Source organism: Sphingomonas caeni (assembly GCF_026013415.1).
GTDB lineage: Bacteria > Pseudomonadota > Alphaproteobacteria > Sphingomonadales > Sphingomonadaceae > Sphingomonas > Sphingomonas caeni.
This window is the reverse complement of the sequence record NZ_JAPDOK010000001.1, coordinates 49,098-74,187: the sequence shown is the minus strand read 5'-3', so window position 1 is coordinate 74,187 and position 25,090 is coordinate 49,098. Positions and strand designations below refer to the sequence as shown.

At 66.7% G+C, this 25,090-nt stretch carries 28 protein-coding genes; 15 read left to right on the top strand and 13 right to left on the bottom strand.

The window, feature by feature from the left end:
• Positions 1–55: 55 nt before the first annotated feature.
• Together OF829_RS00355 and OF829_RS00350 are read left to right on the top strand one after the other, a co-directional pair.
• Positions 56–601 carry a peroxiredoxin gene (locus OF829_RS00355; RefSeq protein WP_264937960.1) on the top strand — a complete coding sequence of 182 codons (546 nt, stop codon included), beginning with the start codon at positions 56–58 and terminating at the stop codon, positions 599–601.
• A 119-nt stretch (positions 602–720) separates the two neighbouring features.
• Complete coding sequence (locus OF829_RS00350) at positions 721–1,242, top strand: carboxymuconolactone decarboxylase family protein (RefSeq protein ID WP_264937959.1); 522 nt, start codon at positions 721–723, stop codon at positions 1,240–1,242.
• A 142-nt stretch (positions 1,243–1,384) separates the two neighbouring features.
• On the opposite strand, the gene OF829_RS00345 is transcribed toward OF829_RS00350, so the two are convergent.
• Complete coding sequence (locus tag OF829_RS00345) at positions 1,385–2,146, bottom strand: sulfite exporter TauE/SafE family protein (RefSeq protein WP_264937958.1); 762 nt, start codon at positions 2,144–2,146, stop codon at positions 1,385–1,387.
• 156 nt (positions 2,147–2,302) lie between these two features.
• On the opposite strand from OF829_RS00345, the gene epsC reads away from it, so the two are divergent.
• Together epsC and OF829_RS00335 are read left to right on the top strand one after the other, a co-directional pair.
• Complete coding sequence (epsC, locus tag OF829_RS00340; RefSeq protein ID WP_264937957.1) at positions 2,303–3,010, top strand: serine O-acetyltransferase EpsC; 708 nt, start codon at positions 2,303–2,305, stop codon at positions 3,008–3,010.
• A gap of 13 nt (positions 3,011–3,023) precedes the next feature.
• Positions 3,024–3,362: a DUF2794 domain-containing protein gene (locus tag OF829_RS00335; RefSeq protein ID WP_264937956.1), complete on the top strand. Its 339-nt coding sequence runs from the start codon at positions 3,024–3,026 to the stop codon at positions 3,360–3,362.
• Between the two features lie 93 nt (positions 3,363–3,455).
• Here OF829_RS00335 and OF829_RS00330 read toward each other — a convergent pair whose 3' ends face one another.
• The 10 genes from OF829_RS00330 to OF829_RS00285 all read right to left on the bottom strand — a co-directional run bounded on the left by OF829_RS00330 (position 3,456) and on the right by OF829_RS00285 (position 13,288).
• Complete coding sequence (locus OF829_RS00330) at positions 3,456–4,577, bottom strand: hypothetical protein (protein ID WP_264937955.1); 1,122 nt, start codon at positions 4,575–4,577, stop codon at positions 3,456–3,458.
• A gap of 224 nt (positions 4,578–4,801) precedes the next feature.
• A complete protein-coding gene (locus tag OF829_RS00325; RefSeq protein WP_264937954.1) occupies positions 4,802–5,695 on the bottom strand; it encodes an SDR family NAD(P)-dependent oxidoreductase in 894 nt (297 codons plus the stop codon).
• A gap of 94 nt (positions 5,696–5,789) precedes the next feature.
• Complete coding sequence (locus OF829_RS00320; protein WP_264937953.1) at positions 5,790–6,083, bottom strand: hypothetical protein; 294 nt, start codon at positions 6,081–6,083, stop codon at positions 5,790–5,792.
• A 62-nt stretch (positions 6,084–6,145) separates the two neighbouring features.
• Positions 6,146–6,838: a phosphate regulon transcriptional regulator PhoB gene (gene phoB, locus OF829_RS00315; protein WP_264937952.1), complete on the bottom strand. Its 693-nt coding sequence runs from the start codon at positions 6,836–6,838 to the stop codon at positions 6,146–6,148.
• Complete coding sequence (gene phoU / locus OF829_RS00310) at positions 6,838–7,539, bottom strand: phosphate signaling complex protein PhoU (RefSeq protein ID WP_264938779.1); 702 nt, start codon at positions 7,537–7,539, stop codon at positions 6,838–6,840. The genes phoB and phoU overlap by 1 nt, the downstream gene beginning before the upstream one ends.
• Positions 7,539–8,315, bottom strand: a complete 777-nt coding sequence (gene pstB, locus OF829_RS00305) for a phosphate ABC transporter ATP-binding protein PstB (RefSeq protein WP_264938778.1) — start codon at positions 8,313–8,315, stop codon at positions 7,539–7,541. The genes phoU and pstB overlap by 1 nt, the downstream gene beginning before the upstream one ends.
• Positions 8,315–9,568, bottom strand: coding sequence for a phosphate ABC transporter permease PstA (gene pstA, locus OF829_RS00300; protein ID WP_264937951.1), 1,254 nt, complete (start codon positions 9,566–9,568; stop codon positions 8,315–8,317). The genes pstB and pstA overlap by 1 nt, the downstream gene beginning before the upstream one ends.
• Positions 9,561–10,937, bottom strand: coding sequence for a phosphate ABC transporter permease subunit PstC (gene pstC, locus OF829_RS00295; RefSeq protein WP_264937950.1), 1,377 nt, complete (start codon positions 10,935–10,937; stop codon positions 9,561–9,563). Before pstC ends, pstA begins: the two co-directional genes overlap by 8 nt.
• Before the next feature lie 4 nt (positions 10,938–10,941).
• The gene (locus OF829_RS00290; RefSeq protein WP_264937949.1) at positions 10,942–11,973 is read right to left on the bottom strand and encodes a substrate-binding domain-containing protein; all 1,032 of its coding nucleotides are present in this window, start codon (positions 11,971–11,973) and stop codon (positions 10,942–10,944) included.
• Between the two features lie 121 nt (positions 11,974–12,094).
• A complete protein-coding gene (locus OF829_RS00285) occupies positions 12,095–13,288 on the bottom strand; it encodes an ATP-binding protein (protein WP_264937948.1) in 1,194 nt (397 codons plus the stop codon).
• A 63-nt stretch (positions 13,289–13,351) separates the two neighbouring features.
• Here OF829_RS00285 and OF829_RS00280 point away from each other — a divergent pair, with 63 nt between their 5' ends.
• The 6 genes from OF829_RS00280 to OF829_RS00255 all read left to right on the top strand — a co-directional run bounded on the left by OF829_RS00280 (position 13,352) and on the right by OF829_RS00255 (position 17,129).
• Positions 13,352–13,738, top strand: a complete 387-nt coding sequence (locus OF829_RS00280) for a hypothetical protein (RefSeq protein WP_264937947.1) — start codon at positions 13,352–13,354, stop codon at positions 13,736–13,738.
• Between the two features lie 47 nt (positions 13,739–13,785).
• The gene (locus tag OF829_RS00275) at positions 13,786–14,055 is read left to right on the top strand and encodes an HPr-rel-A system PqqD family peptide chaperone (protein WP_264937946.1); all 270 of its coding nucleotides are present in this window, start codon (positions 13,786–13,788) and stop codon (positions 14,053–14,055) included.
• Positions 14,052–14,912 carry an HprK-related kinase A gene (locus OF829_RS00270; RefSeq protein ID WP_264937945.1) on the top strand — a complete coding sequence of 287 codons (861 nt, stop codon included), beginning with the start codon at positions 14,052–14,054 and terminating at the stop codon, positions 14,910–14,912. Before OF829_RS00275 ends, OF829_RS00270 begins: the two co-directional genes overlap by 4 nt.
• Positions 14,897–15,913, top strand: coding sequence for a nucleotidyltransferase domain-containing protein (locus OF829_RS00265; protein ID WP_264937944.1), 1,017 nt, complete (start codon positions 14,897–14,899; stop codon positions 15,911–15,913). Before OF829_RS00270 ends, OF829_RS00265 begins: the two co-directional genes overlap by 16 nt.
• Positions 15,914–15,927: 14 nt before the next feature.
• Positions 15,928–16,296, top strand: coding sequence for a VOC family protein (locus OF829_RS00260; RefSeq protein ID WP_264937943.1), 369 nt, complete (start codon positions 15,928–15,930; stop codon positions 16,294–16,296).
• Between the two features lie 209 nt (positions 16,297–16,505).
• On the top strand, positions 16,506–17,129 hold the full coding sequence (locus OF829_RS00255; protein WP_264937942.1) for a hypothetical protein: 624 nt from the start codon (positions 16,506–16,508) through the stop codon (positions 17,127–17,129).
• Here OF829_RS00255 and OF829_RS00250 read toward each other — a convergent pair.
• Positions 17,121–17,810 (bottom strand): HAD family hydrolase, encoded by a 690-nt coding sequence (locus OF829_RS00250; RefSeq protein WP_264937941.1) that lies wholly within the window; start codon positions 17,808–17,810, stop codon positions 17,121–17,123. The two genes, OF829_RS00255 and OF829_RS00250, sit on opposite strands and share 9 nt — an antisense overlap.
• A 61-nt stretch (positions 17,811–17,871) precedes the next feature.
• Between OF829_RS00250 and glmU the strand changes: the two genes are divergently transcribed.
• From glmU to OF829_RS00225, 5 genes are read left to right on the top strand one after another with little or no spacing between them, the layout of a single operon-like run.
• Positions 17,872–19,224, top strand: a complete 1,353-nt coding sequence (gene glmU, locus OF829_RS00245; RefSeq protein WP_264937940.1) for a bifunctional UDP-N-acetylglucosamine diphosphorylase/glucosamine-1-phosphate N-acetyltransferase GlmU — start codon at positions 17,872–17,874, stop codon at positions 19,222–19,224.
• A complete protein-coding gene (locus OF829_RS00240; protein WP_264937939.1) occupies positions 19,221–19,538 on the top strand; it encodes a hypothetical protein in 318 nt (105 codons plus the stop codon). Before glmU ends, OF829_RS00240 begins: the two co-directional genes overlap by 4 nt.
• 22 nt (positions 19,539–19,560) lie before the next feature.
• A complete protein-coding gene (locus tag OF829_RS00235; protein WP_264937938.1) occupies positions 19,561–19,992 on the top strand; it encodes a hypothetical protein in 432 nt (143 codons plus the stop codon).
• Between the two features lie 25 nt (positions 19,993–20,017).
• On the top strand, positions 20,018–21,841 hold the full coding sequence (gene glmS / locus OF829_RS00230; protein ID WP_264937937.1) for a glutamine--fructose-6-phosphate transaminase (isomerizing): 1,824 nt from the start codon (positions 20,018–20,020) through the stop codon (positions 21,839–21,841).
• A gap of 2 nt (positions 21,842–21,843) precedes the next feature.
• On the top strand, positions 21,844–23,172 hold the full coding sequence (locus OF829_RS00225) for an NAD(P)/FAD-dependent oxidoreductase (RefSeq protein ID WP_264937936.1): 1,329 nt from the start codon (positions 21,844–21,846) through the stop codon (positions 23,170–23,172).
• A 9-nt stretch (positions 23,173–23,181) separates the two neighbouring features.
• Here the strand turns inward: OF829_RS00225 and OF829_RS00220 are convergent, their stop codons facing one another.
• The gene (locus OF829_RS00220) at positions 23,182–25,083 is read right to left on the bottom strand and encodes a phospholipase D-like domain-containing protein (RefSeq protein ID WP_264937935.1); all 1,902 of its coding nucleotides are present in this window, start codon (positions 25,081–25,083) and stop codon (positions 23,182–23,184) included.
• Between the last annotated feature and the right edge of the window lie 7 nt (positions 25,084–25,090).

The window sequence follows — 25,090 nt, the reverse complement described above, 5'->3', positions numbered from 1 at the left end:
GCACCGCAGCAGACACCGTGCTGCACCGCAAAATCCAACCAGGAGATCAGGCTCAATGCTGACCGTCGGCGACACCTTCCCGTCCATCACCGTTCCCGTCCAGCAGGGGACGAATGCGCTGCCCGCGGGCGAGACGCTCGACGTCACCACCGCCTTTCCCGGCAAGTGGAAGATCGTCTTCTACTGGCCCAAGGACTTCACCTTCGTCTGCCCGACCGAGATTGTCGGCTATGCCGGCCTGAAGGGCGATTTCGAGGATCGCGACGCGGTGCTGATCGGCGCCTCGACCGATACCGCGCACGTCCATTTCGCCTGGCGCAAGTCGGACCCGGATCTGGCCGCGGCGGACTTCCCCTGGCTCGCCGACAATGGCGCCAAGCTCGCCGGGGCGCTGGGCATCATCGACAAGGACGCGCATGTCGCCTACCGCGCCACCTTCACGGTTGATCCCGATAACGTCATCCAGGCGGTCCAGGTCAACGGGCTCAACGTCGGCAGAAATCCGCAGGAAACATTGCGGGTGTTGGACGCCCTTCAGAGCGATGAGCTCTGCCCGTGCAACTGGAACAAGGGCGACGAGGTCCTCCGTCCGGCTGCCTGACAGATCTCCCTATCGAACCCCCGGCGCGGGGCATCCTCCCCCCTTTCGCCCCGCGCCACCCCCTCCCTTCTTGTGATCCGCCTCCCGGCTCACGGGAGGGGAGGCTTGGAGTATGCCCCATGTCGCTCAAGGCCTTCGCCGAAGCGCTCCCCGATTTCGCCAAGGATATCCGGCTCAACGCCGGTTCGCTCGCCAATGATCAGACGCTGGGCGACCAGCGAAAGTACGGCCTGCTGCTCGCCTGTGCGCACGGCACCGGCTATCGGCCGCTGGTTGAAGCCGTCGAGGCCGAAGCCGAGGGCAAGCTGAGCCCCGAGGCCGCCAATGCCGCGCGTTCGGCGGCGGCGGTGATGGCGATGAACAATGTCTATTACCGCTTCACCCATCTCGCCTCGAACGACGAATATTCGCGCATGCCCGCGCGTCTGCGGATGAACGTCATCGGCGCGCCGGGGATCGACAAGGCCGATTTCGAGCTGTTCAGCCTCGCGGTGAGCGCGATGAACGGCTGTGGCATGTGCATCGACGCGCATGAAAAGGTGCTGAAGCAGCACGGCGTGCCCGCGCAGGTGGTCCAGGATGCGGTGCGCTACGGCGCGGTTCTCAAGGCCGTCGCGACGGTGCATGCGGCGGTGAACTGAGTTTGGTTTGATCGCCTCACGGCGATGAGCGGCACCAGCCCGCTCCCCCACCCGGCCTCCCCTAGGCCACTAAAGTAAGGGAGGCCGGGTGGGGGAGCGGGCTGGTGCCGCACGTTTCAGCGAAGCTGAAACCAACAAGGACTCAGGAAAGCGCCTTCCAGATCGTATAGGCGCTGGTGATCGTCAGCAGCACGCCGACCATCGCCATCAGCGGACGGGCGGGGACATGCTTGGCGAGCCAGCCGCCCATCGGCGCCGCGATCAGCCCGCCGACCAGGATCCCGAGCGTCTGGAGCGTGAACGCCGCCCAGCCGAGCGTCGCGATGAAGGTCGCCGAAATGGTGGCGGTCAGGAAGAATTCGGCGGTGTTGACCGTGCCGATCGTCTCGCGCGGCGAAGCGCCCTGGACGAGCAGGTTGCTGGTCACCACCGGCCCCCAGCCGCCGCCGCCCGCCGCGTCGAGGAACCCGCCGGCGAGGCCCAGCGGCTCGATGATCCTGGGCTCGCGCGGCTCCACCCGCCCGCGCCACGCGCGATAGAGAAGATAGACGCCGATCGCGGCGAGATAGGCCATCACGAAGGGCTTGGCGACCGAGGCGTCGATGCTGCTGAGCACATAGGCGCCGAGGAATCCGCCGATCATTCCGGGGATCACCAGGCGCGCGAACAGCTTCCAGTTGACGTTGCGATGGAGCGCATGGCTCGCGCCCGAGGCGGCAGTGGTGAAGGTCTCGACCGCATGGACCATCGCCGAGGCGTGCGCCGGGGGTACCCCCAGGAAGCTCACCAGCAGGGTCGAGTTGATCACGCCGAACGCCATGCCCAGCGCGCCGTCCACCGCCTGCGCCGCGAAGCCCACCAGGATGAAGGGCAGCATCGCGGTGAGATCGAGTCCGTAGAACATGCCGCCCCTTTGTTGCGCTGTCAGAACGCCAGAACTGGCCTTTGGTTCGATATCCTACAAGATACATAGTGTTTAGACGGGACAAGATGGTGATGGGGTGTTCTGGAAATCGGCCAGGATAGGCATTATGTGGGAGCCCGATAAAGGGGACCGGCCATGTTCCAGCGACTCGTCGCTTATCTCGATTCGATCAAGGCGCGCGATCCCGCGCCGCGGTCGCGCATGGAAATTCTCCTTTATCCGGGGGTATGGGCGCTCGGCTATCACCGGCTCGCGCACGCGCTGTATCGCCGCAACTGGTTCTTCCTCGCGCGCGCCGTCAATCACTGGTCGCGCTGGATGACCGCGATCGACATCCATCCGGGCGCGAAGATCGGCCGCAACTTCTTCATCGACCATGGCTTCACCGTGATCGGCGAGACCGCCGAGATCGGCGACGATGTGACGATCTACCAGTGCGTGACGCTGGGCGGGACCAGCCCCGACAACGGCGTTGCGGGCAAGCGCCATCCGACCGTCCTCGACGGCGCGATCATCGGATCGGGCGCGCAGGTGCTGGGGCCGGTCACCGTGGGCGAAGGCGCCCGGATCGGCGCCAATGCGGTCGTCACCAAGGATGTGGCACCGGGTGCGGTGATGGTCGGCATTCCGGCGCGGCCGGTGCTGATGGACGCGGCCGATGTCCAGCACGGCTTCGTCCCCTATGGCACGCCGTGCAGCCAGATGTTCGATCCCGCGACGCAGAAGTTTGAGATCATGCGTTGCGAGCTGGAGACGCTGCGCAAGCGGCTCGACACGATGATCGCCGAGCGTGACGCCAAGGAAGATCAAGGGCGCCGCGAGGAGCAGCGCGATTCGGCCTGAGCGGACCACCTGAATGGGGACGGTGACCCCGCTGCCGTTGAGCAAGCCGACCCAGGTCGGCTATGAGCGTATCGAGCTTACCCGCATCCTCGATCTCTATGGCCGGATGGTCGCGGCGGGGCATTGGCGCGACTATGCGATCCAGCTCGACGCCGATGCCGCGGTCTTCGCCTGCTTCCGCCGCGCCGCCGAACGCCCCGAATACCGGATCGAGAAGCGCCCGGCGCTGCGCAACCGCCAGGGCATGTGGGCGCTGGTGGGGGAGGGCGGCACCGTGCTCAAGCGCGGGCACGAGCTGGGCCCGGTGCTGGCGCCGATCGAACGGCGGCTGATGAAGCTTGTCTCCGACTAATTGCCGTCATCCCGGCTTTCGCCGGGATGACGGACAAAGAAAAAGGGCCCGGGAGTCGCCTCCCGAGCCCTTCGCTTGTCCGGCCTGTGGACGTCAGGCCGTCACGACTTGCTGCGTCGGGGGCAAGCTGCCGCCCAGCCCGCCGAGCAGGCTCACCACGCCGCGGCGCACCGGCTGCCAGAAGGCCGAGAGCAGCAGCAGCGCCGATCCGATCACCAGCCCCGTCAGCGCCGCGCTGAGCTCGACCGCGCCGGTCGATTCGAACAGCGAGTACATGGCGTACAGGACATAGACGAGGCTCGAGACGAGCAGCGCGCGGCGGTCGATCGCCAGCGCCACGAACGCGAAGGCGACATAGAGGCCGAGCACCACCACCGCGATCGCGATGCTGATATTGCCGTCGAACACGCCGAGCATGTGGAAGATCGGATGCGCGATCAGCGGCGCGGCGAGCAGATGGAGCCAGAAGGCGACATCGCTGCGGCGCGTCCGGCGCTCGAGGTCCGACATGTCCCAGCGCATCGCGAAGGTGAACACGATCAGGCCGGCGGCGAGGACGATATAGTTCAGCCAGTCCTCCGAACCGGGGACGAAGGCCATGATCGATCCGATCGCGACGGTTACGAGCGCTGCCGCGCCCACCGCGGCGGTGATCGGCACCATGAAGCGGCGCCAGTGGATCCAGGTCGCGGCCGCGGTGATCACCCCGACGACGATCGCGATGCCGCCCACCAGCTGCTTCATCCGGATCTCGTCGTTGAGGTCGATATGGAGCTGCTCGGCGAGCCAGGGCGTGTTGGCGGCGAAGAGCGCGCCGACGCCGGCGAAGACACCCCAGGCAAAGCCCAGCAACAGCAGGATCGAGGGGAGCGCCATGCGGCGCTGGCGGGTGAAATATTCGGCGAGCAGCCAGCTGGTGATCGCGACGACAAACGCGCCGGTGGAAACGGTCGCGCCGATCTCGACCGGTCCGCCGCGCTGGATGTTGAAGGTGTGGCCGCCGATATAGGCGCCGATCCAGCCCACCGCGACGAGGATCAGCAGCGTCGCGATCGCGACGAAGATGTCGTTGAAGCCGGTCAGCAGCTTGAAATGCTCTTCATCGACCGCGGGCGCCGAGCGGCCCTCGGCGATATGGTTGCGAAACGCATCGGCCTGGGCCTGGGTCATCACCCCTGCCTCCACCGCGTTCGCAAGATCGCTCTCGCTATACATGGAATCCTCCTCCTTCGTTGGGAGGCGTATAGCATAGGTGTATTAGTGTAGCAATACGGTACTATTCCTCCCCGGAACGGGGAGGGGGACCGCCGCGAAGCGGTGGTGGAGGGGCCGCCGCGCAGACGGCGGTATCCCGTGCGGCGAGCGACAACCGCGCCTGCGGCGCGGCCCCTCCACCATCCTTCGGATGGTCCCCCTCCCCGTTCCGGGGAGGAATGGAGCTATTGCAGCTTTCCCAGGATCAGCATGCTCTGCTCCGCACCCGAATTCGGCACGATCTCGCCGGTCCGGTCGGTGATCTGCGCCCAGTGCGCCGCCACGCCTTCGGGCGATAGCTCCTCGCCCTGCAGCCGCACCCCCGGCGTCAGCGTCACGAACGCCGACTGGAAAACCCCCGCGCCCGCGCCGACGATCGCGTTGGTCGGCGCGTCCTCTGACACCAGGAACAATGCCGCGGGCGCGACATTTTCGGGCGCGAACATCTTGAAAGCGGCTTCGGGGAAAATGTCCTCGGTCATCCGCGTCCCCGCGACCGGCGCGAGCGTGTTGACCTTGATGTTGAACTTCGCACCCTCGAGGTGGAGCGTCTTGGTCAGCCCCGCCAGACCCAGCTTCGCCGCGCCGTAATTGGCCTGGCCGAAATTCCCGTAGAGCCCGGTTGAGGAGGCGGTCATCAGGATGCGGCCGTAATTGGCCTCGCGCATCGTGTCCCAAACCGCCTTGGTGCAATTCGCCGAGCCGATCAGATGGACCTTGACCACGAAATCGAAGTCGGCGGGCTCCATCTTGGCGAAACTCTTGTCGCGCAAGACGCCCGCATTGTTGATCAGGATGTCGATCCGGCCCCAGCGCTCCTTCGCCGCGGCGACCATCGCGACCATCTGGTCATATTCGGTGACGCTGCCGCCGTTCGACATCGCCTCGCCGCCGAGCGCCTCGATCTCCCTGACCACCGCCAGGGCTGCATCCGAATGGCCGGTGCCGTCGCGGCTCGCGCCCAGATCGTTGACGACCAGCTTCGCCCCGCGCCGCGCCAGTTCGAGCGCATAGGCGCGGCCGAGCCCGCCGCCGGCGCCGGTGACGATCGCGACGCGGTCCTTGAACGAAATGGTCATGGAAGCTCTCCTTTGGAGCGCTTCCTAGGCCCGGATCGGGCAAAGGGGAACCGGGTGCATCATGGCCACCCCGGTTCCCGGCGTTGCAAGCGGATCAGCCGCCGCGCTGGCGGCAATTGTCGAACTGGTTGCGCTTGCAGATGGGGTAGGAGCGCTGCGGCGGAGGCGGGGGATAGGCCTCGGTCGGGGTCCGGGTGCTGGGCACGAAGATCACCGTCTGGCCCGGCTGCGGCGGGGCGCTGAACAGCGGCTGGGTGGGCTGATAGCCGCCCTTGGGGTCATCCACGGTCTGGACCTCGTCGGGCGGGGTCGGCGCGACGGTTTGCGCCATCGCCGGGGTGGCGGCGAAGGCGACGAACGAGGCTGCTGCGATGGCAATCAGCTTCATTTTACTCTCCTGGCATTACTCGAGCGAGGGGGATGCTCGCGCGGCTAACGCAGGAGGGGGCGTTAGGCTCCCGAATCCAGCGCATAGCCCGCTGAACGCACCGTCCGGATGATATCCGGCTTGTCGCCGCGATTGATCGCCTTGCGCAGCCGCCGGATATGGACGTCCACCGTGCGGCTCTCGATATCGCTGTCATGCCCCCAGACCGCGTCGAGCAGCCGCTCGCGCGAGAACACCCAGCCGGGATGTTCGAGGAAATGCTTGAGCAGGCGGAATTCGGTGGGGCCCAGCGGCACGACCTCGCCGCCGCGGCGGACCTTGTGGCCCACCGTGTCCATCTCGATGTCGGCATAGGTCAGCGCCTCGCCGGCGAGCGCCGGGCGCACGCGGCGCAGCACCGCGCCGACGCGCGCGACCAGCTCGCGCGGGCTGAAGGGCTTGGTGACATAATCGTCCGCCCCGGTTTCGAGTCCGCGGACGCGGTCCTCTTCCTCGCCGCGCGCGGTGAGCATGATGATCGGAATGTTGGCGGTCTCGGGCATGCGGCGCAGGCGCCGGCAGACCTCGATCCCCGAAATCCCCTCGACCATCCAGTCGAGCAGGACGATGTCCGGCGTCGCTTCCTTGGCGAGCAGCAATGCCTCCTCGCCGTCAGGAGTGTGCTTGACGTCGAAATCCTCGCGCTTGAAGTGCCAGGTGACGAGTTCGGCCAGCGCCGCATCGTCCTCGACGAGTAACATTCTTGCCCGTGCCATTAGCTGTCGCCCTGTTCGTTGGCTTCGCGATCGGTCAGGTAGCGGCCGGTCGCTGCAAAATAGACCATCTCGGCGACGTTGGTCGCATGATCGCCGATGCGTTCGATATTCTTGGCGACGAACAGCAGGTGCGCGACCTGGCTGATCGTCTGGGGATTCTCGATCATGAAGGTGACCAAGGTACGGAAGATCGAGTCGTAGAAATCGTCGAGCGCGCTGTCGCGCTGGCAGACCGCGGCCGCGGCCTCGTAATCGCGCGCCGAAAAGGCGTCGAGCACGTCATGGACCATGTCGCTGGCGAGCTGCGCCATGGCCGGGAGCAGCGAGACCGCCTCGATCCGCTCCTCGCCCTCGGCATGGATCATCGGCACGCGCTTGGCGATGTTCTTGGCATAGTCGCCGATCCGCTCGACCACCGCGGCGATCTTGAGCGCCGCCACCACCTCGCGCAGGTCGTCCGCCATCGGCGCGCGCAGCGCGATCACCCTGACCGCGAGCCGCTCGACCTCGAGCTCGATCGCGTCGATCGCCTTGTCCTTGCCGCGGACCGTTTCGGCGAGCCTGATGTCGCCCCGCTGGAGCGCCTTCATCGCGTCGTGGATCGCCTCTTCGGCCAGCCCGCCCATCTGGCTGATCAGCGCGCGCAGCTGGCCGATATCCTGGTCGAAAGCCTTGACGGTATGTTCGTGGCTGCTGGCCATCATCCGTACCTTCCGGTGATGTAATCCTTGGTGCGCTCCTGGCGCGGATTGGTGAAGATGTCGTCGGTCGCGCCATATTCGACCAGCTGGCCGAGATGGAAAAAGGCCGTGCGCTGCGAAACACGCGCCGCCTGCTGCATGTTATGCGTCACGACCACGATCGCATAGCGGCCGCGCAGCTCGTGGATCAGCTCCTCGATCTTGGCGGTGGCGATCGGATCGAGCGCCGAGCAGGGCTCGTCCATCAGAATGACTTCGGGATCGACCGCGATCGCACGCGCGATGCACAGCCGCTGCTGCTGCCCGCCCGAAAGCGCGGTGCCGCTGTCGCTGAGACGGTCCTTGACCTCATCCCACAGGCCCGCCCGCTTGAGCGAGCGCTCGACGATCGCCTCCATGTCGGGCCGCGACGCGGCAAGGCCGTGGATGCGCGGGCCGTATGCGACATTCTCGAAGATCGACTTGGGGAAGGGATTGGGCTTCTGGAACACCATGCCGACCCGCGCGCGCAGCTGCACCACGTCCATCGCCGCGGAATAGATATCCTCGCCGTCGAGGGTGATGTCGCCGGTCACCTTCGCGCTCGGGATGGTGTCGTTCATCCGGTTGAGCGTGCGCAGGAAGGTCGATTTGCCGCAGCCCGACGGGCCTATGAACGCCGTCACATTCTCCATGTCGATATCGATCGACACGTCCTGGATCGCGGGCGTGCCGCCATAGCTCACATTGACGCCCCGCGCCGACATCTTGGGGGAGGAGGGGACGCGATCGGTCATCACCAGCGGGTCTCGAATTTGTTGCGAAGGTAGATGGCGAGCCCGTTCATGGCGAGCAGGAAGACGAGCAGCACGATGATCGCGGCGCTGGTCTTCTCGATGAAGCCGCGGCTGACCTCGTCGGACCAGAGGAAGATCTGCACCGGCAATACGGTCGAGGGATCGGTGAAGCCTTCGGGCGGGGTGACGATGAAGGCGCGCATCCCGATCAGCAGCAGGGGCGCGGTCTCGCCCAGCGCCCGCGCCATGCCGATGATCGTGCCCGTGAGGATGCCCGGCAGCGCGAGCGGCAGGACGTGGTGGAACACCACCTGCACCCGGCTCGCGCCTACCGCATAGGCGGCGTCGCGGATCGAGGGCGGGACGGCCTTGATCGCGTTACGGCTGGCGATGACGATCACGGGCATGATCATCAGCGCGAGCGTGAGCCCGCCCACCACCGCCGCCGATCGCGGGAAGAGCGGGCCGATAGTGTGGCCGAACAGGCTGAAGGTGCCGAGGAACACCGCGAGCCCGAGCAGCCCGAAGATGATCGAGGGCACCGCCGCGAGATTGTTGATCGAGACCTCGATCAGGTCGGTCCAGCGGTTCCGCGCCGCATACTCCTCGAGATAGATGGCCGAGAGCACCCCGACCGGGAAGGCGATCAGGAAGGTGACCAGCATCGTCAGCAGCGACCCCTTGAGCGCGCCCCAGATGCCCGCCGCGGTCGGGTCGGTCGAATTGCTGGCGGTCAGGAAATCCAAGTTGAAGCCGGTGCGCACCAGGCCCCGGCTCTGGAGCACATGTACTTCCAGCCCGGCATCGGGGCCGCCGCGCATTTCGGCTTCCACGGCGGGCGATGCGGGCAACCAGATGACCTGGCTCCGCCCAAGCATCGACGGATCGGCCTTGATCGCGTCGCGCACCTTCATCCATGCGCTGTCCGAGACCCAGCCCTCGCCGGCCGTCTCGACCGCATTCTTCAGGCCGGCGCCGCTCAGCGCCAGATCGGCGGCGGGGGAGCGCAGCTGGGTCGGCGTGACCGGCAGCGCCATGGCCGGGAAATCGAGCTTCAGCGCCACCTCGGTGCGCGTGAAGCCGCCCGCGCCGTTCCACGCCATCGTGACGAGCAGGAAGGCGAGGAACGCCGCGGACAGGATCACCGCCGCCAGCCCGGCCAGCTTGAACGCGCGCTCGGAGCGGTAGCGCCGGCGGATGCGCGCCTGCATCGCCGTGCCCTTCCAGTCGGTGGGGGTGCGGGCGCTATTCATACGCCTCCCGGTATTTCTTCACGACGCGTAGCGCGAAGATGTTGAGCAGCAGCGTGATGACGAAGAGCGTCAGCCCCAGCGCGAAGGCGGCGAGTGTCTTGGGGCTGTCGAATTCGGCCTCGCCGGTCAGCAGGTCGACGATCTGCTTGGTGACGGTGGTGGCGCTTTCGAACGGGTTGAGCGTGACGTTCGCCGCGCCGCTCGCGGCCATCACCACGATCATCGTCTCGCCGATCGCGCGGCTGACCGCGAGCAGCACGCCCGCGACCACGCCGGGCAGCGCAGCGGGGATCAGCACCCGGCCGATCGTCTCGCTGGTGGTCGCGCCCATCGCGAGCGACCCGTCGCGCATCGCGGTCGGCACCGCCGCGATCGCATCGTCAGCCATCGAGGAGACGAAGGGGATGATCATCACCCCCATCACCAGCCCCGCCGCCAGCGCGCTTTCGGAACTCGCATAGGTGTCGCCCAGCGCCACCGCGAGGTTGCGCACCGCCGGCGCGACGGTGAGCGCCGCGAAATAGCCATAGACCACGGTCGGCACGCCCGCGAGAATCTCGAGCATCGGCTTCATCCAGGCGCGTACACGTGCCGGCGCATATTGGGTCAGATAGATCGCGCTCATCAGCCCGAACGGGATCGCGACGATCATCGCGATCACCGCGCCGATGAAGAAGGTCCCCCAGAAGAGCGGCACCGCGCCCAGCGACGCGCCCGGATGTTTGGGGTCGATCACCTGCGGGCTCCAATGGGTGCCGAACAGTAACTCGACCGGAGACACCGCCGAAAAGAAGCGCAGCGATTCCCACAGCAAAGACAGGAAGATGCCGATCGTCGTCAGGATCGCGATCAGCGAGGCGAGCAGCAGGATCAGCATCACCCATCGCTCGACCCTTGTGCGCGCGCGGAAATCCACGCTCAGCCGCGAAAAGGCGAAGGCGCCGCCCGCAAAGGCGAGCAGCATCGCCGTCCCGCCGCCCATCCAGCCATAGCGCGACCGCGCCTCGCGTACCGCGGGGGCAAGCTCCGCGGCGATCGGGTTGAACGCGCTCGCCCGGGGGTCGGCGGCGACCCGCCCGGCCTCGTCGATCACCGCGTCGCGCTCGAACGCGAAGTCGGAAAGCTTGGCGGCGGCGGGATGCTCGAGCACCGCCTGGCGGATTAGCCCCGGGCTCACCGCGCTCCACACCGCGACGAACAGCAAGGCCGGCAGCAACGTCCACAGCGCCACATACCAGCCATGCTGCGACGGCAGCGAATTCACCCGCCCGCGCGCGCCGCGATCGAACCGCACCGCGCGCGCGCGGCCGGTCAGCCAGCCGATCAGGCCTAGTCCGGCGATCAGGAACAGAAGCGCGAAGGCGTTCAAAGCGTCAGGGCAGCTTCTCGGGATCGAGCGCGATCCCGTTGTTGATGATGTCGAGCGAAGTGTTGCGCACCGTCCGCGATGCGGCGATCAGCCCGTGCTTCGCGAGCGGGCCGGCCGGGTCCCACAAGGCCGCATAGAGCTGGAGAAAGGCCGGGAGGCCCGGAACCGCATTGAGGTGGCGCTTCTTCACATAGAGGTAGAGCGGCCGCGCGCCGGGATATTGGGTGCTGGCGATCGTCTCATAGCTGGGCTGCGTGCCGTCGATGGTGACGCCGTGGAGCGTACCCTTGTTCTCCTCCATGTAGGAATAGCCGAAGATGCCGAGCGCATTGGGGTTCTGGTTCAGGCCCTGGACGATCAGATTGTCGTTTTCGCCCTTGTCGACATAGGGCCCGTCGTCGCGGATGCGGCGGCAGGCCATTTCGAACTTGGAGGGGTCGCTGTCCTTCTTGAGCGCCGCCGCCTCGGGCCAGACCGCAAGGCAGCCGGGCTCGATGATCAGCTCGGCAAAGGCATCGCGCGTGCCGCTGGTCGAGGGTGGGCCGAACACCTGGATCGGGATCGCCGGCAGTGCCGGATTGACGTCGCGCCACGTCCTGGCGGTGTTGGGCTTGCCCATCGGATTGGCGACGAGCGCCAAATAGATGTCCTTTCGGGTCAGCGCCATCTTGGGGCCGTTGTTCGATTCGGCCATGACGATGCCGTCGACGCCGATCTGGATCTCCATGATGTCGCCGACGCCGTTCTTCTGGCACCCGTCATATTCGGAGCGCTTCATTCGGCGCGAGGCATCGGCGATGTCGGGGAATTGCGCGCCGACGCCCTTGCAGAATTCCTTGAACCCGGCGCCGGTGCCGGTCGATTCGATGACGGGCGTCTTGCGGCTCTTGTCGGCGTTGACAAAGGCTTCGGCGACCGCGGTGGTGAAGGGGAACACCGTCGACGATCCGACGACTCGGATCTCCCGAGTCGCGCTGCCGCTGCAAGCGCCGAGCGCGCACGCCACAAAAGCGAGAAGAGTCAGCCGGTTACGCATCGCCGCCTCCTGTCTCGGGGGTTTCCGGTTTAGGGGCTTCGGGTGATGCTGCGCGCCCCATGGACGCCTTGGGTCACCTGCGTGACAGGTTCATGACAGCCCAGGTTTCAGGGGCCGGGCCTCAGCGCTGCGCCGGGAGCAGGATGACCACGCTGGTGCCCTTGCCGACGCTGCTGACGATGTCGAGCCGGCCGCGGTGGCGCTCGACGATATGCTTGACGATCGCGAGGCCCAGGCCGGTGCCGCCCATCGCCCGGCTACGCCCCGAATCGACGCGGTAGAAGCGCTCGGTGAGGCGCGGGAGATGCTCGGGCGCGATGCCCTCGCCCTCGTCCGAGACGCTGAGGCGCACCATCCCGTCATTGCCGGTGCCGAGCGCCAGGGTGATCGGCGTGCCCTCGCGGCCATATTTCATCGCGTTGCCGACGATATTGTGGAGCAGCTGGCTCATCTGCGAGCGGTCGCCGCGCACCGGGGGAACGTCGGTCAGGTCGAGGACGATGTCGTCGGCGCGGGTGTCGACGCCCGCCGACAGTTCGGAGCGCACCTCGTCGATCAGCTCGGCGAGGTCGATCGTGTCGCCGGGCTTGCGGTATTTGTCGGCCTCGATCCGGCTGAGCGAGATCAGATCGTCGATCAGCCGCTGCATCCGCTGCGCCTCGACATGCATGATCTTGAGGAAACGGCCGCGGACCTGCGCGTCCTCGCCCGCCTCGTCCTGCAGCGTCTCGACATAGCCGAGCAGCGAGGCGAGCGGGGTGCGCAGCTCATGGCTGGCATTGGCGACGAAATCGACCCGCATCCGCTCGGTCGCATAGCTGCCGGTACGGTCTGTCAGATGCACGACGCGCAGATTGCCCATGTCGCGCACCCGCATTTCCCAGCGCTGGTCCCGCGTGCCCAGCCCGACGAGATGGATCGGCGCGCCTGGCGTCGCCTCGGCGGGGTTGAGCAGCCGCTCGGCCGCGGCGGGGTGGCGGATCGCGATGCGGACATCCTCGCCCAGGATATGCTGGCCGAGCAGCGCGCGCGCGGCGCGGTTGGCGGAGACGACGCGATTCCCGGCGATCACCAGCACCGGCTCGGCGATCACCTCGATCATCTCGCCGACTGGCGGCTCGCTGGGGCCTGGCACCGGCGCGGCGGGAGCAGGGGCGGGGTCGCCCACGCTGCTCGCGAGCAGTACTGCCGCGACGCCCGCGACCAGCACGATCAGTGCCTCCTGCAGATCGCCGTTGAGCAGGAATCCCGCCACCGCGGCAGCCGCGATGATCGCCAGCGCCAACAGCGCGCGTTTTCCAAGCAGCGGGGGCATCCCGTGTAGCTCTAGCGCCGATTTACGATTGCGAAAGAGCGCGGGGCGCAGGAAGGTGCGATCATGGGCGATGAAAACAAGACACCGAAGGCCAGCCGCCGCGCGCTGATGCTGGGCGCCGCGAGCGCATCGGCGATCGTCTCGATCCGCCCCGCGCTGGCGCAGACCAGCGCGTCGGTGTTGCATTGCGAGATCCCGGTGCCCGACGGCGGCCGCGCGGGCAGCTATATCGCGCCCGACGGCAGCGTGGTGCCCGCGGGGACGCAGGGCGCCTTTCCGGGCCCCGGCACGCCGTTCAAGGCGCAGGACGTCAAGAATGCGCTGAATGGCGGCACGCTGCCCGGCGCCAGCTACGAGCAGAGCCGCGCCTACACCAACTACATCCGCCGTTTGCAATCGGGCACCAGCGGCTTCACCTGCTTCGCCTCGCTGCAGATGCCGCGCGGCTGAGGCCGTGGTTGGGGCGCGCCGTTGATCCCCCATCGTAAGGTTACGCCGTGACCGCCTACCGCGCCGCGCCGCCCGCAACCCTCCGCATCGTGCCCCTCGATGCCCTCACCCTGATCTACCACCGCGCCTCGGGCATCACCCATATCGTCGATGCGCCCGTACCCGAGATCCTCGAGGCGTTGGGCGAGGAGGCGCTCACCGTCGATGGCCTGCTCGCCCGCCTCGCCGAACGCTTCGACCTCGCCGACGCCGACCCCATGGCGCTCGCGGTGCGCCTCGACGAACTCGTCACCGCGGGGCTGGTCGAGCGGAGATGAGGCACGTCACCAGCCTCCGCATCGGGCCCATGGGCTTCCGCATCGGCAGCGACTGGCGCGCGCCCATCGCCGCGCTGGATGACCTCTACCGCGATTACCCCAAGCCCGACGGGGGCATTCCGGACTTCAACGTCCACCTCTTCGCCGCCCGCCCCTGGCGCCGTTTCATCCGCCCCTCGGTCCATATCGCGGGCGACTTCGTCATCCCCGATGCCGCGCCGCTCCCGCTGGAGATGGGCCTGCTCGCCGCCGAAATGGGGATGAACCTCCAGATGGCGCTCGGCCAGCGCCGTTACCTGCTGCTCCACGCCTCGGCCGTCGAACGCGACGGCAAGGCGCTGCTGATGACCGGCATTTCGGGCGCGGGCAAATCGACGCTCGCGGCGCTGCTGATGGCGCGCGGCTGGCGGCTGATGGGCGACGAGTTCGCGCTGGTCGATCCCGCGACCGGGTTGATCCACGGCTTCCCGCGGCTGATCAGCCTCAAGAACGAGGCGCTGCCGGTGGTGCAGGCCGCGCTTCCGGGTGCCCGCTTCGGCGAGATCATGGAAGGCACCCCCAAGGGCACCCTCCGCCACCTCGTCCCCGACGCCCGCGCCATCGCGGCCATGGCCGAACCCGCCAGCCCCGAGCTGATCCTCTTCCCCAGCTTCGGCTTCGCGGCCGAGGAGCGCGAGGTGCTGCCGAGCGAGGCATTCGTCCGGCTGACCCAGGCTTCTACCAACTACATGTCGCTCGGCGAACGCGGCTTCGATGCGCTGACCGGGCTGGTGAAAGCCGTGCCCGCGCACGCGATCGACTATCCCGACACAGACACCGCGATCGCGCAGGTCGAGCGGCTATGGGGAACGCGGTGAGCGCCGCGATCCTCACCCGCGCGCTCCGCGACCCGGCTTCCACCGCCGGCCTCGACGCGAACGGCTGGACCACGCTCCTCGCCATCGCCCGCGCCGAACAGCTGATCGGTACGCTCGCCCACCGGCTCGACGGCCTGCCCATGCCGCAAGCCGCCGCGCGCATCCTCGCCGACGCGCGGGCCTCGGCCGAACAGGGCAGGGTGGCCGCGCTCTGGGAAGCCGAGATGGCACGCCGCGCGCTTGCGCCGCTCGGGATGCCGTTGGTGCTCCTCAAGGGCACCGCCTTCGTCGCCGCCGGGCTTTCGGCGGGCATGGGCCGCCATATCGGCGATCTCGACATCCTCGTCCCCCGCGAACGGATCGGCGAGGCCGAGGCGGCGTTGCTCGTGGCGGGCTGGGAATGGGTCAAGCCCGATCCTTATGATGACGCTTATTATCGCCGCTGGATGCACGAACTCCCCCCGCTGATCCATCGCGAGCGCGACCGGATGATCGATGTCCACCACACGATCCTGCCGCTGACGGCGCGCATCCGCCCCGATGCCGAGGGCCTGATCGCCGACAGCCTCCCGCTCGAAAACAACCTTCGCATCCTGAATCCCAACGACATGCTCTGCCACGCCGCCGCACATCTTTTCGCCGATGGCGACCTCGCGGGGGGCCTGAGGAACCTCTGGGACATCCATTGCCTGATCGCGGAATTCGGAACCGCCGGCCTCGAAGCCCGCGCCGCGCATCACGGCCTCTCCAGTGCCGTCGCCCGCGCCGCGCGCCAGGCGAACCACCATTACGGCACGCCGATCCCCGAAAGCTGGCGCGTGTGGGACAGCATGGACCCGCTCTTCGCGCGCCGCCTGCTCGCCCGTGACGGCTGGGGCCGGCAGACCCGCAAGCTCACCCGTTTCGCCTTCTATCTCCGCTCACACCAGCTGCGCATGCCGCCGTTGATGCTCGCGCGGCACCTCTATACCAAATGGCGCAAGGGGCATGTCCCCGGCTGAGGGGGAGAACCCGCATGTTTCGCAAGGTCGCCTTCACCATGTACCCCGTCACCGACATGGGGCTTGCCCGCGCCTTTTATGAAGGGACGCTCGGCTTCACCAGGAGCAGCGCGCCCGAAAGCGTGCCCTGGGTCGAATATGACATGCCCGGCGGCGGCTGCTTCGCGATCACCACCGTCACCGGCGAGACGCCCTCGTCGAGCGCGGGCGGGACGATCGCGTTCGAGGTCGACGATCTCGACGCGCTCTGCGCCGATCTCGAGACCAAGGGAGTGACCTTCAAGAGCGACCTGATCCACTCGCCCGTCTGCCGGATGCGGGTGATCGCCGACACGGACGGCAATTCGATCTTGCTGCACGAGCTGAAGAACAAGCGGGAATAGCGAACCCAGATACCTCCAAAATGCGGACATGGCCTCGGGCCACGTCATGATCGAGCGTGTTTTTTGTAAGGAAAGCGCGCTCGGATATGCAAGAAAAGGCGTACGGTACAAAGCCGTGGAGGATTCGACATGATGCGCCGCCATCGGGCTCCGGTCCCGCCTCTTGCACTCATGATCGCTGCAATGGTTTTGATCATAGGGCTATTGCTGTGGGCATTTGGCTGAGGAATTTGCGGGGGCGGCATTATTCGTTCTTCGCGACGATATTTCTGCTGCTTGCCGCAACCTTGCTGATCGGCGGTTCGGTACGGCGCGGCTATTTGACGTTGGAGCTATTCCGCGCGAACAAGGATGCGATCGCAGCGATCGGCAGCGTCGCGACCATGATTTTCCTGCTGCTTGGCGGGGTCTTTTCCTATTATCGCTTTTTTCGCGGCCGCACGTTTTCGGTGCGCGCCGAAATGAGCATCAGCGTGGATATCATCGCCTCGCCAAACGGTGACCTGCTCCACGCGATTTCCGTGATCGTGAAGAATATCGGGTCGAATCCCATCTGGAATCCCCGGGCGACATTGACCCTCGAAAGCAGGAGTGGCGATCGCGTCACGACAACGCGTGTCTCGGATTGGGTGGAGGAGTCGGTCGCCGACGATACGGACCGTGTCGCCGTGATCGATGCCGGAGAGACCACGACATTCTTCGCGACGCGCCTTATCGCGAAGGAGGTCTGGGCAGTGACCTATGTTGTCCAACTCGCTTCCGACAGCGGCGACATCTGGATGACCAGCCGCACGCTTGCCAATCATGTGGCCCAGCAAAAGGAATCAGGCTGACCCCAGCCGCTCCAGCGCGGGGATCAGCGCGTCATAATGGTCGATCACCGCGTCGGCCTCCAGTTCCTCGACCGGCCCCTGCAGGAAGCCGAAGCTCACCGCGATGCTCGGAATGCCCGCGCGCTTCGCCGCGAGCGTGTCAAAGATCGAGTCCCCCACGAACGCCGCGCGCCCGCCGCCGCATCGCCGGATCATCTCCTCGATCGGCAACGGCGAGGGCTTGGCGTTTCCCGGTCCCATCGTGTCGCCGCCGATGATGGTGGCGAAGCGGTGCGTCAGCCGCAATTGCTCGACCAGGCTCACCGCGAACGCCTCGCGCTTGTTGGTGACGATGGCGATCTTGACCCCACGAGCATCGAGCGCGTCCATCGCCGCGATCAGCCCCGGAAAGGGCCGTGTCTCGTGCACCAGATTGCCGCCATAGTAGCGTAGCCATTCGGGAAAGAGCCGCGCTACCGCGCCCTCATCGCATCCACCGGTGGCCTTCAGCGCCTGTTCGAGCAGGTGCGGTCCGCCCAGCCCGATCATCGGCTTGAGCGCCGCGGCCGGCAGCGGCGTACGTCCCTCGAGCGCCAGCACATGATTGGCCGCCGCGGCGATATCCGCGGCGGTATCGAACAGCGTCCCGTCGAGGTCGAACCCCACGATATCGAAGAAATTGTGCATCGCGGCGCCCGCCATCCCGCCACGCTATGGAAATGGCAAGTTCTTCGTGGCAGGGGCATCGGGGAATGGAGGGCCAATGACCGCACCAATCGCCGCGATCATCCTTGCCGCGGGCAAGGGCACGCGGATGCAGTCCGATCTGCACAAGGTGCTCCACCCGATCGCCGGGCGGGCGATGCTGCTCCATCTGATCGACAGCTTCGACGCCGCGGGCGCGAGCGAGCGCGTGGTGGTGGTCGGGTCGTTGCGCGAGCAGGTCGAGGTCGCGGTCGCGCCGCTCGGGGTCAAGACGGTGGTGCAGGAGGATCAGCACGGCACCGCGCACGCCGCGCTCCAGGCCAAGTCCGCGCTCGCCGATTTCGACGGCGTCGCGGTGGTCTGCTTCGGCGACGTGCCTTTCCTGCGCACCGAGACGATCGCGGGGCTGGTCAAGCGCCTCGGCGGCGACGATCACCCCAAGATCGCCGTGCTCGGCTTCCGCCCCGCCGACCCCGCCCAATATGGCCGCATCGTCGCCGACAGCGACCGGCGCATCCTCGTCATGGTCGAGTGGAAGGATGCGAGCGCCACCCAGCGCGCGGAGACGCTCTGCAATTCGGGCGTGATGGCGGTGCGCGCGAAGGATCTCTGGCCGCTGCTCGAGCGCGTCGAGAACAAGAATGCGGCGGGCGAATATTATCTCCCCGATATCGTCACGCTCGCCACGCGCGACGGCGACCGTTCGGTGGTGGTCGAAGCACCCGAGGCCGAGGTGCTCGGCATCAACAGCCGCGCCGAGCTCGCGCATGCCGAGCTGGTCTGGCAACGCCGCCGCCGGGCCGAGGCGATGGCCGACGGCGCCTCGTTGATCGCGCCCGAGACGGTGTGGTTCGCGCACGACACAAAGGTCGGCCGCGACGTGACGATCGAGCCCAATGTCTTTTTCGGTCCCGGCGTCACCATCGCCGACAAGGTCGTGATCCATGCCTTCTGCCATATCGAGGGGGCGACGATCCTCAGCGGCGCGCAGGTCGGCCCCTATGCGCGCCTGCGCCCCGGCACGGTGCTGGAGCAGGGCAGCAAGATCGGCAATTTCGTCGAGACCAAGAAGGCCGTGCTCGGCCCCGGCGCCAAGGCTAACCACCTCACCTATCTGGGCGATGTGAAGGTCGGATCGGGCGCGAATATCGGCGCGGGCACGATCACCTGCAATTATGACGGCTTCTTCAAATATGGCACCGAGATCGGCCATGGCGCCTTTGTCGGGTCGAACAGTGCGCTGGTCGCGCCGGTCAAGGTCGGCGACGGTGCGATCATCGGCGCCGGCTCGGTGGTGACCGCCGATGTCGAGGCCAATGCGCTCGGCATCACCCGCGCCCGGCAGGAGGTGAAGCCCGGCTGGGCGCGCCGCTTCCGCGAGGCGATGCAAGCGAAGAAGGCCGCCAAATGACCACGCCCAGCCGCTATGACGGCAAGCCCTTTCTCCGGCTGCTCGACTGCTACGTGATGGACGCGATCGGCTTCCTCGATCCCGAGGATGACGAGCAGTTGCGCAACGCCGAGCCCAAGCTCCGCGCCGCGTTCGGCCTTACCGGCAGCTGGCGCGAGATGGTGGTGGCGCGGATGAACTTCCCGGCGGGGATGCAGGGCGCGCTGCGCGAGCTGTGGGAGAAGGGGCGCCCGAAGTTCATCGCCGCGAACGGCTTCGAGCCCAATCCGTGGGATTTCACCATCCAGTTCATCGACACCAAATTTCCGCACTGAGGCGGAGGGGAGCTTCATTCGGATGGGAAAGGTCAATCTGATGCGGATCGCAATTTCGGTCGCGGCGCTGGCATTGGCCTCGCCGGTGATCGCTCAGGCGGTGGCGATGACGCCGGCGCAAGCGATCGCTGCGGCGGCCGCGTCGCCGAGCGGCGAAGTCAAGGGAACCATCGAATTCGTCGTCGCCTCGACCGGCGAAGGCGGGTTCAACGTCTATCTCAATTCGGAAGCCGATTATCGCAATCCCGCCAATTTCAGCGCCGAGCTGCATTCGGAGGCGATCAATGCGATGAAGGCCAAGTTTGGCGGGCACCCGGTCGATACGATGAAGGGCAAGCGGATCCGCGTGACCGGCGTCGTCCGCCGCGTTGCCATCCCGAAGCGTGACGGCGGCAATTACTACCAGACCCGGATGGATATCGACCTTCCCTCCCAGATCGAAATTCTCGGCTGATCGCCGAACGCAAGGATTACACAGCATGTGCGGAATTGTCGGAATCCTTGGCACCAGCGACGTCGCGCAGCGGCTGTTCGACGGGCTCAAGCGGCTCGAATATCGCGGCTATGACAGCGCCGGCATCGCGACGCTCCATGACGGCGAGATCGACCGCCGCCGCGCCGAGGGCAAGCTCGCCAATCTTGGCGCGCGCCTCGCCGAGCACCCGCTGCCGGGCAGGATCGGCATCGCCCACACCCGCTGGGCGACGCACGGCGCGCCGACCGAGGACAATGCACATCCGCATATCGTCGGCGACGTGACGATCGTCCACAACGGCATCATCGAGAATTTTAAGCCGCTGCGCGACGAACTCATCGCCGATGGCCGCGAGTTCAAGAGCCAGACCGATACCGAAGTCGTCGCGCACCTCGTCGACCGCGAGCTCAAGCGCGGTTTCGCCCCCAAGGATGCGGTGGCGAACATCCTCCCGCGGCTCCACGGCGCCTTCGCGATCGCCTTCCTGTTCCGCAACGAGCCTGACCTGCTGATCGGTGCCCGCCTCGGCGCGCCGCTCACGGTCGGCTATGGCGAGGGCGAGAATTATCTGGGCTCCGACGCCCATGCGCTCGCCCCGCTCACCCGCCGCATCGCCTATCTCGAAGAGGGCGACTGGGCCACCGTGACCCGTGAGAAGATCGAGATCTTCGACCGCGAGAATAATCCGGTCACGCGGCCCGTGGTGGATTCGGGCGCCACCGTCGAGGTGATCGAGAAGGGCAATTACCCGCATTTCATGCTCAAGGAGATTTACGAGCAGCCGGTCGTCGTCGCCCAGACGCTGCGCTCGTATATCCGTCCGGTCGAGCAGATGGTCGCGCTTCCCGACATGGATTTCGACCTGTCGAAGATCGAGCGCGTCGTGATCGTCGCCTGCGGCACCGCGTCGTATGTGGGCATGATCGGCAAATACTGGATCGAGCGCTTCGCCCGCCTGCCCGTCGAAGTCGATGTCGCGTCGGAGTTCCGCTACCGCGACCCGATCCTCCTCCCGCACACGCTCGGTGTCGTCGTCAGCCAGTCGGGCGAGACCGCCGACACGCTCGCGGCGCTCCGCCACATGAAGGCCTCGGGCGTCACCACCGCTGGCATCATCAACGTCCCCACCAGCTCGATGGCGCGCGAGGTCGATCTGCTCCTCTCGACGCATGCCGGCCCCGAGATCGGCGTCGCATCCACCAAGGCCTTCACCTGCCAGCTCGCGGTGATGGCCGCGCTCTCGGTCAACCTCGCCCGCGCCAAGGGGCTGCTGCCCCCCAGCGAGGAACGCGAGATCGTCCGCCATCTGATCGAGGCCCCAGCCTGCATCAACGCCGCGCTCGCGCACGACGAGGAGATCCAGGCGCTCGCCCCCAGGATCGCCGAGGCGCGCGACGTGCTCTATCTCGGCCGCGGCCCCGACTATCCGCTCGCGCTCGAAGGTGCGCTCAAGCTCAAGGAAATCTCGTACATCCACGCCGAAGGCTATGCCTCGGGCGAGATGAAGCATGGGCCGATCGCGCTGATCGACGATAGCGTGCCGCTGATCGTCATCGCCCCCTCGGGCCCGCTGTTCGACAAGACCGTGAGCAACATGCAGGAAGCGAAGGCCCGCGGCGCGCGCGTCGTGCTGATCTCCGACAAGGAAGGCCTCGCGCTCGCGGGCGACGATGCCGAGGCGGTGATCGAGATGCCCAGCGTCCACCCGCTGATCGCCCCGCTCGTCTATGCGGTGCCGGTCCAGCTGCTCGCCTATCATGTCGCGGTCGCCAAGGGCACCGATGTCGATCAGCCGCGCAACCTCGCCAAGTCCGTGACGGTCGAATAGCGGTGCAGGGCGCGGGGGCGGAGCGGAAGACCCAGATCGTCGTGGTGGGCGGCGGCGCCGCGGGGCTCGAACTCGTCCGCAAGCTCGGCGCGCGTTACGGCCGCAAGCATCACGACATCATCCTGATCGAGCGCAACCGCACCCATATCTGGAAGCCCCTGCTCCACGAAGTCGCGGCGGGATCGCTCGACGCCAATCTCGACGAGGTCGGCTACCGCAACCACTGCCACCGCTGGCGCTATCGCTATTTCTTCGGCTCGCTCGCCAGCATCGACCGCGACAAGCGCGAAGTGATCGTCGCGCCGTTGCTCGACGAGGATGGCACCGAGCTGATGGGGGCGCACGCGATCCGCTACGATTATCTCGTCCTCGCGATCGGATCGGTCACCAACGATTTCGGCACGCCGGGCGTGCGCGAGCACTGCCTGTTCCTCGACAGCCGCGCCCAGGCCGACCGCTTCCGCCAGCGGCTGCTCAACCACTGCCTGCGCGTCTCGCGCAGGATGAGCACCGATCCCGTCTCGGACGCGCATGTCCGCATCACCATCGTCGGCGGCGGCGCTACCGGCGTCGAACTCGCCGCCGAACTGTTCAACGCGGCCGCGGCGCTGCGCCACTACGGCCTCGAAGTGTTCGACGAGAGCCGCCTCGAAGTGAGTTTGGTCGAGGCCGGCCCGCGCATCCTCCCCGCGCTCCCCGAACGGCTCGCCCAGGCCGCGCACGACGAGCTCGAGGCCCTTGGCGTCCGCGTGCACACCGGCGTGAAAGTCACCGAGGCGGTGGGGGGCGCGCTGGTCACGTCGGAAGGCGAGCGTATCGAGGGCGACCTCCAGATCTGGGCGGCGGGGGTGAAGGGCGCCGATCTGCTCGCGAACATCGGCGGGCTCGAAACCACCCGCAACAACCAGCTCGTGGTCCGCCCCACGCTCCAGACCAGCCGCGACGACCGCATCTTCGCGATGGGCGATTGCAGCTTCTACCTGCCCGAAGGCGCCGAGCGCCCGATCCCGCCCCGCGCCCAGGCCGCCCACCAGATGGCGGCCACCGTCTTCGTGAACCTCAATGCGCTGATGACGGGCAGGCCGCTCCGGCCCTTCGTCTATCACGATCACGGCTCGCTCGTGTCGCTCAGCCGCTTCTCGACCGTCGGCAGCCTGATGGGCAATCTGATCGGCGGCAAGATGGCGATCGAGGGTCGCCTCGCGCGCTTCGTCTATACCTCGCTCTACCGGATGCATTTGTTCGCGGTGCATGGCTGGCCGCGCGCGCTCGTGCTGATCGTGATCGGGCAGGTGAATTCGGTGATCCGCCCGCGGCTGAAACTTCACTGACGCTGCCGGTCAGACCGCGAAGAGCACCCGATCCATGCAATGCAGGTCCTTGGGATCGAAGAATTTCTTCGACCAGGCATCGGTTGTCCCCAGAAACCAGCCGGCCGCCGTCGCCGCGTCGCGCCGCGGTTCGGCAAGCGCTGCCGAAGGTGCGCCAGGTGCCTGCGGCTCGCCTGCCGCCGCTTTCTTCTCGGCGAGATTGTTGAGGAAGTTGAAGTGATCGACCAGCGCCAGCGCCTCGATCGCGAAGGCAGTGGCGACATCCTCGTCGCGAATGACCAGCAGATTGTCGCCGTTCGCGCCTTCGCCGCCCAGCGCGAGGTTCGAGGAGCCGCAAACCGTCACCGGGTCCGGCCCGTTGAAGCCGCAGACGACGAACTTGTGATGGACCTGGTGCCCCATGCCGATGCCCGGTACTTGCGAGAAGGGCGGGGGCAGCCGCGTCTTGCCGGGCTTGCCCGTTACGATCACCCCCTCGGTCGATCCCACCGGATAGAGCGAGATGCCCTCGGGATTGTCGGAGATGCCATAGCTGAACACTTTCTGCCGGCCATGCAGCGCGTTGATCGCGGCGTAGACCGGATTGTCCTTCTTCTTTTTGGCGATGACGGCCGGTGTCGACCCGGGCTTGATCGGCCCTCCCAGCTCCATCACCGCGAACAACACGCTGCCGCGCCCGGCCTCGGCATTTTCCTCGGCGGCGATGCGATCGATGACGGCCTGGAGCACCTCGCCCGCGAATTTCGGGCTGTGCGGCGAGAAGGTGACCGAAAAGTCGGGCAGGCCCTGGCCCGAGAATTCGAACCGCCCGGTGCCGAGCGCCGAGGCAATGAATCGCCCCGGATCGCAATCGCTTCCCCAGCTTTCGTCGAACAGGCGCGCGTAGAGCGCGGCGACGCCGGGATCCTCGAAGACGAGGACATGGTTCGAATTCACGTAGAACCCGGTGATCGCGAAATTGGTCGAGCCCGTCAGCACGCGGTGTGCGGTATGGGGTGCCGCCTTGTCGCGGATGATGATGATCTTGTCGTGCGAATAGCGGCCGAAATGCCCGCGCTTGATCGCCGCAGCGCCGGTCGCCGCCTTGGCAAACAGCGCCTCGAATTCGTCCTCGGCCTCCGGCTCGGTCTTGTTGTGATGCAGCGCGGCATCGTCGAGGATGATCCGTGCGCGGCCCTGCTTGCCCAGCGCGATCAGCGCTTTCATGAAATCGGGCTCCCGCAGGTCGTAGGCGAAGAGGTCGAGCGTCAGCGCGGGATCGTCGAGCACTTGCTGGACCAGCTCGAAGATGCGTTCGCGCGCGGTGAAGCCCAGCCATGCATATTCCTGCGCGAAGCTATAGGATTCGCCCTTGGCGTTGCTGCCCGCGATCTCGCCGGTGTCGAACAGCAGCTCGGCGCCGCGCTTCTGGATCACCATCTTGTCGCCGAAATGCCGGACGAATGCCTGCGACTGGACGAAGCCGCGGGTGAAGCCCAGCTTGAGCCGGCCGCGCACGAACGGGCCGACCTCGACATCGACCGCCGCGGTCAGGGCCGGATCGATCGGCAGCAGCGCCTGGTTCGCATCGAAATAGCGTGGCGTCACCGAGTAGCGATAGGTCCCGAACACCGGCGCGCCGCCCTGGTGGATCGCACCCGGCACGTGCAGCCAGCGGAATTTGTGGATCGGGGCGTTGATCGTCGCGAACGGCGATTCGAAACTATCCTGAGCGTGCTTTTCGGGATGCTCGAATTTGAGATCGTTCTGCATATAGTAAGCAGGAACACCGGGCGGCGCGATCAGCACGGTAAAGCCGGCCAGCCGCCGCCGCGAGGCAGATGTTTCGAGGTTGAACGCAAGCAGGGTCTTGGCATCGCCCGAATAGGCTTTGACGGTTAGGCTGCCGTTGCGTGCGCTGACTGCAGGCATGTGTCGC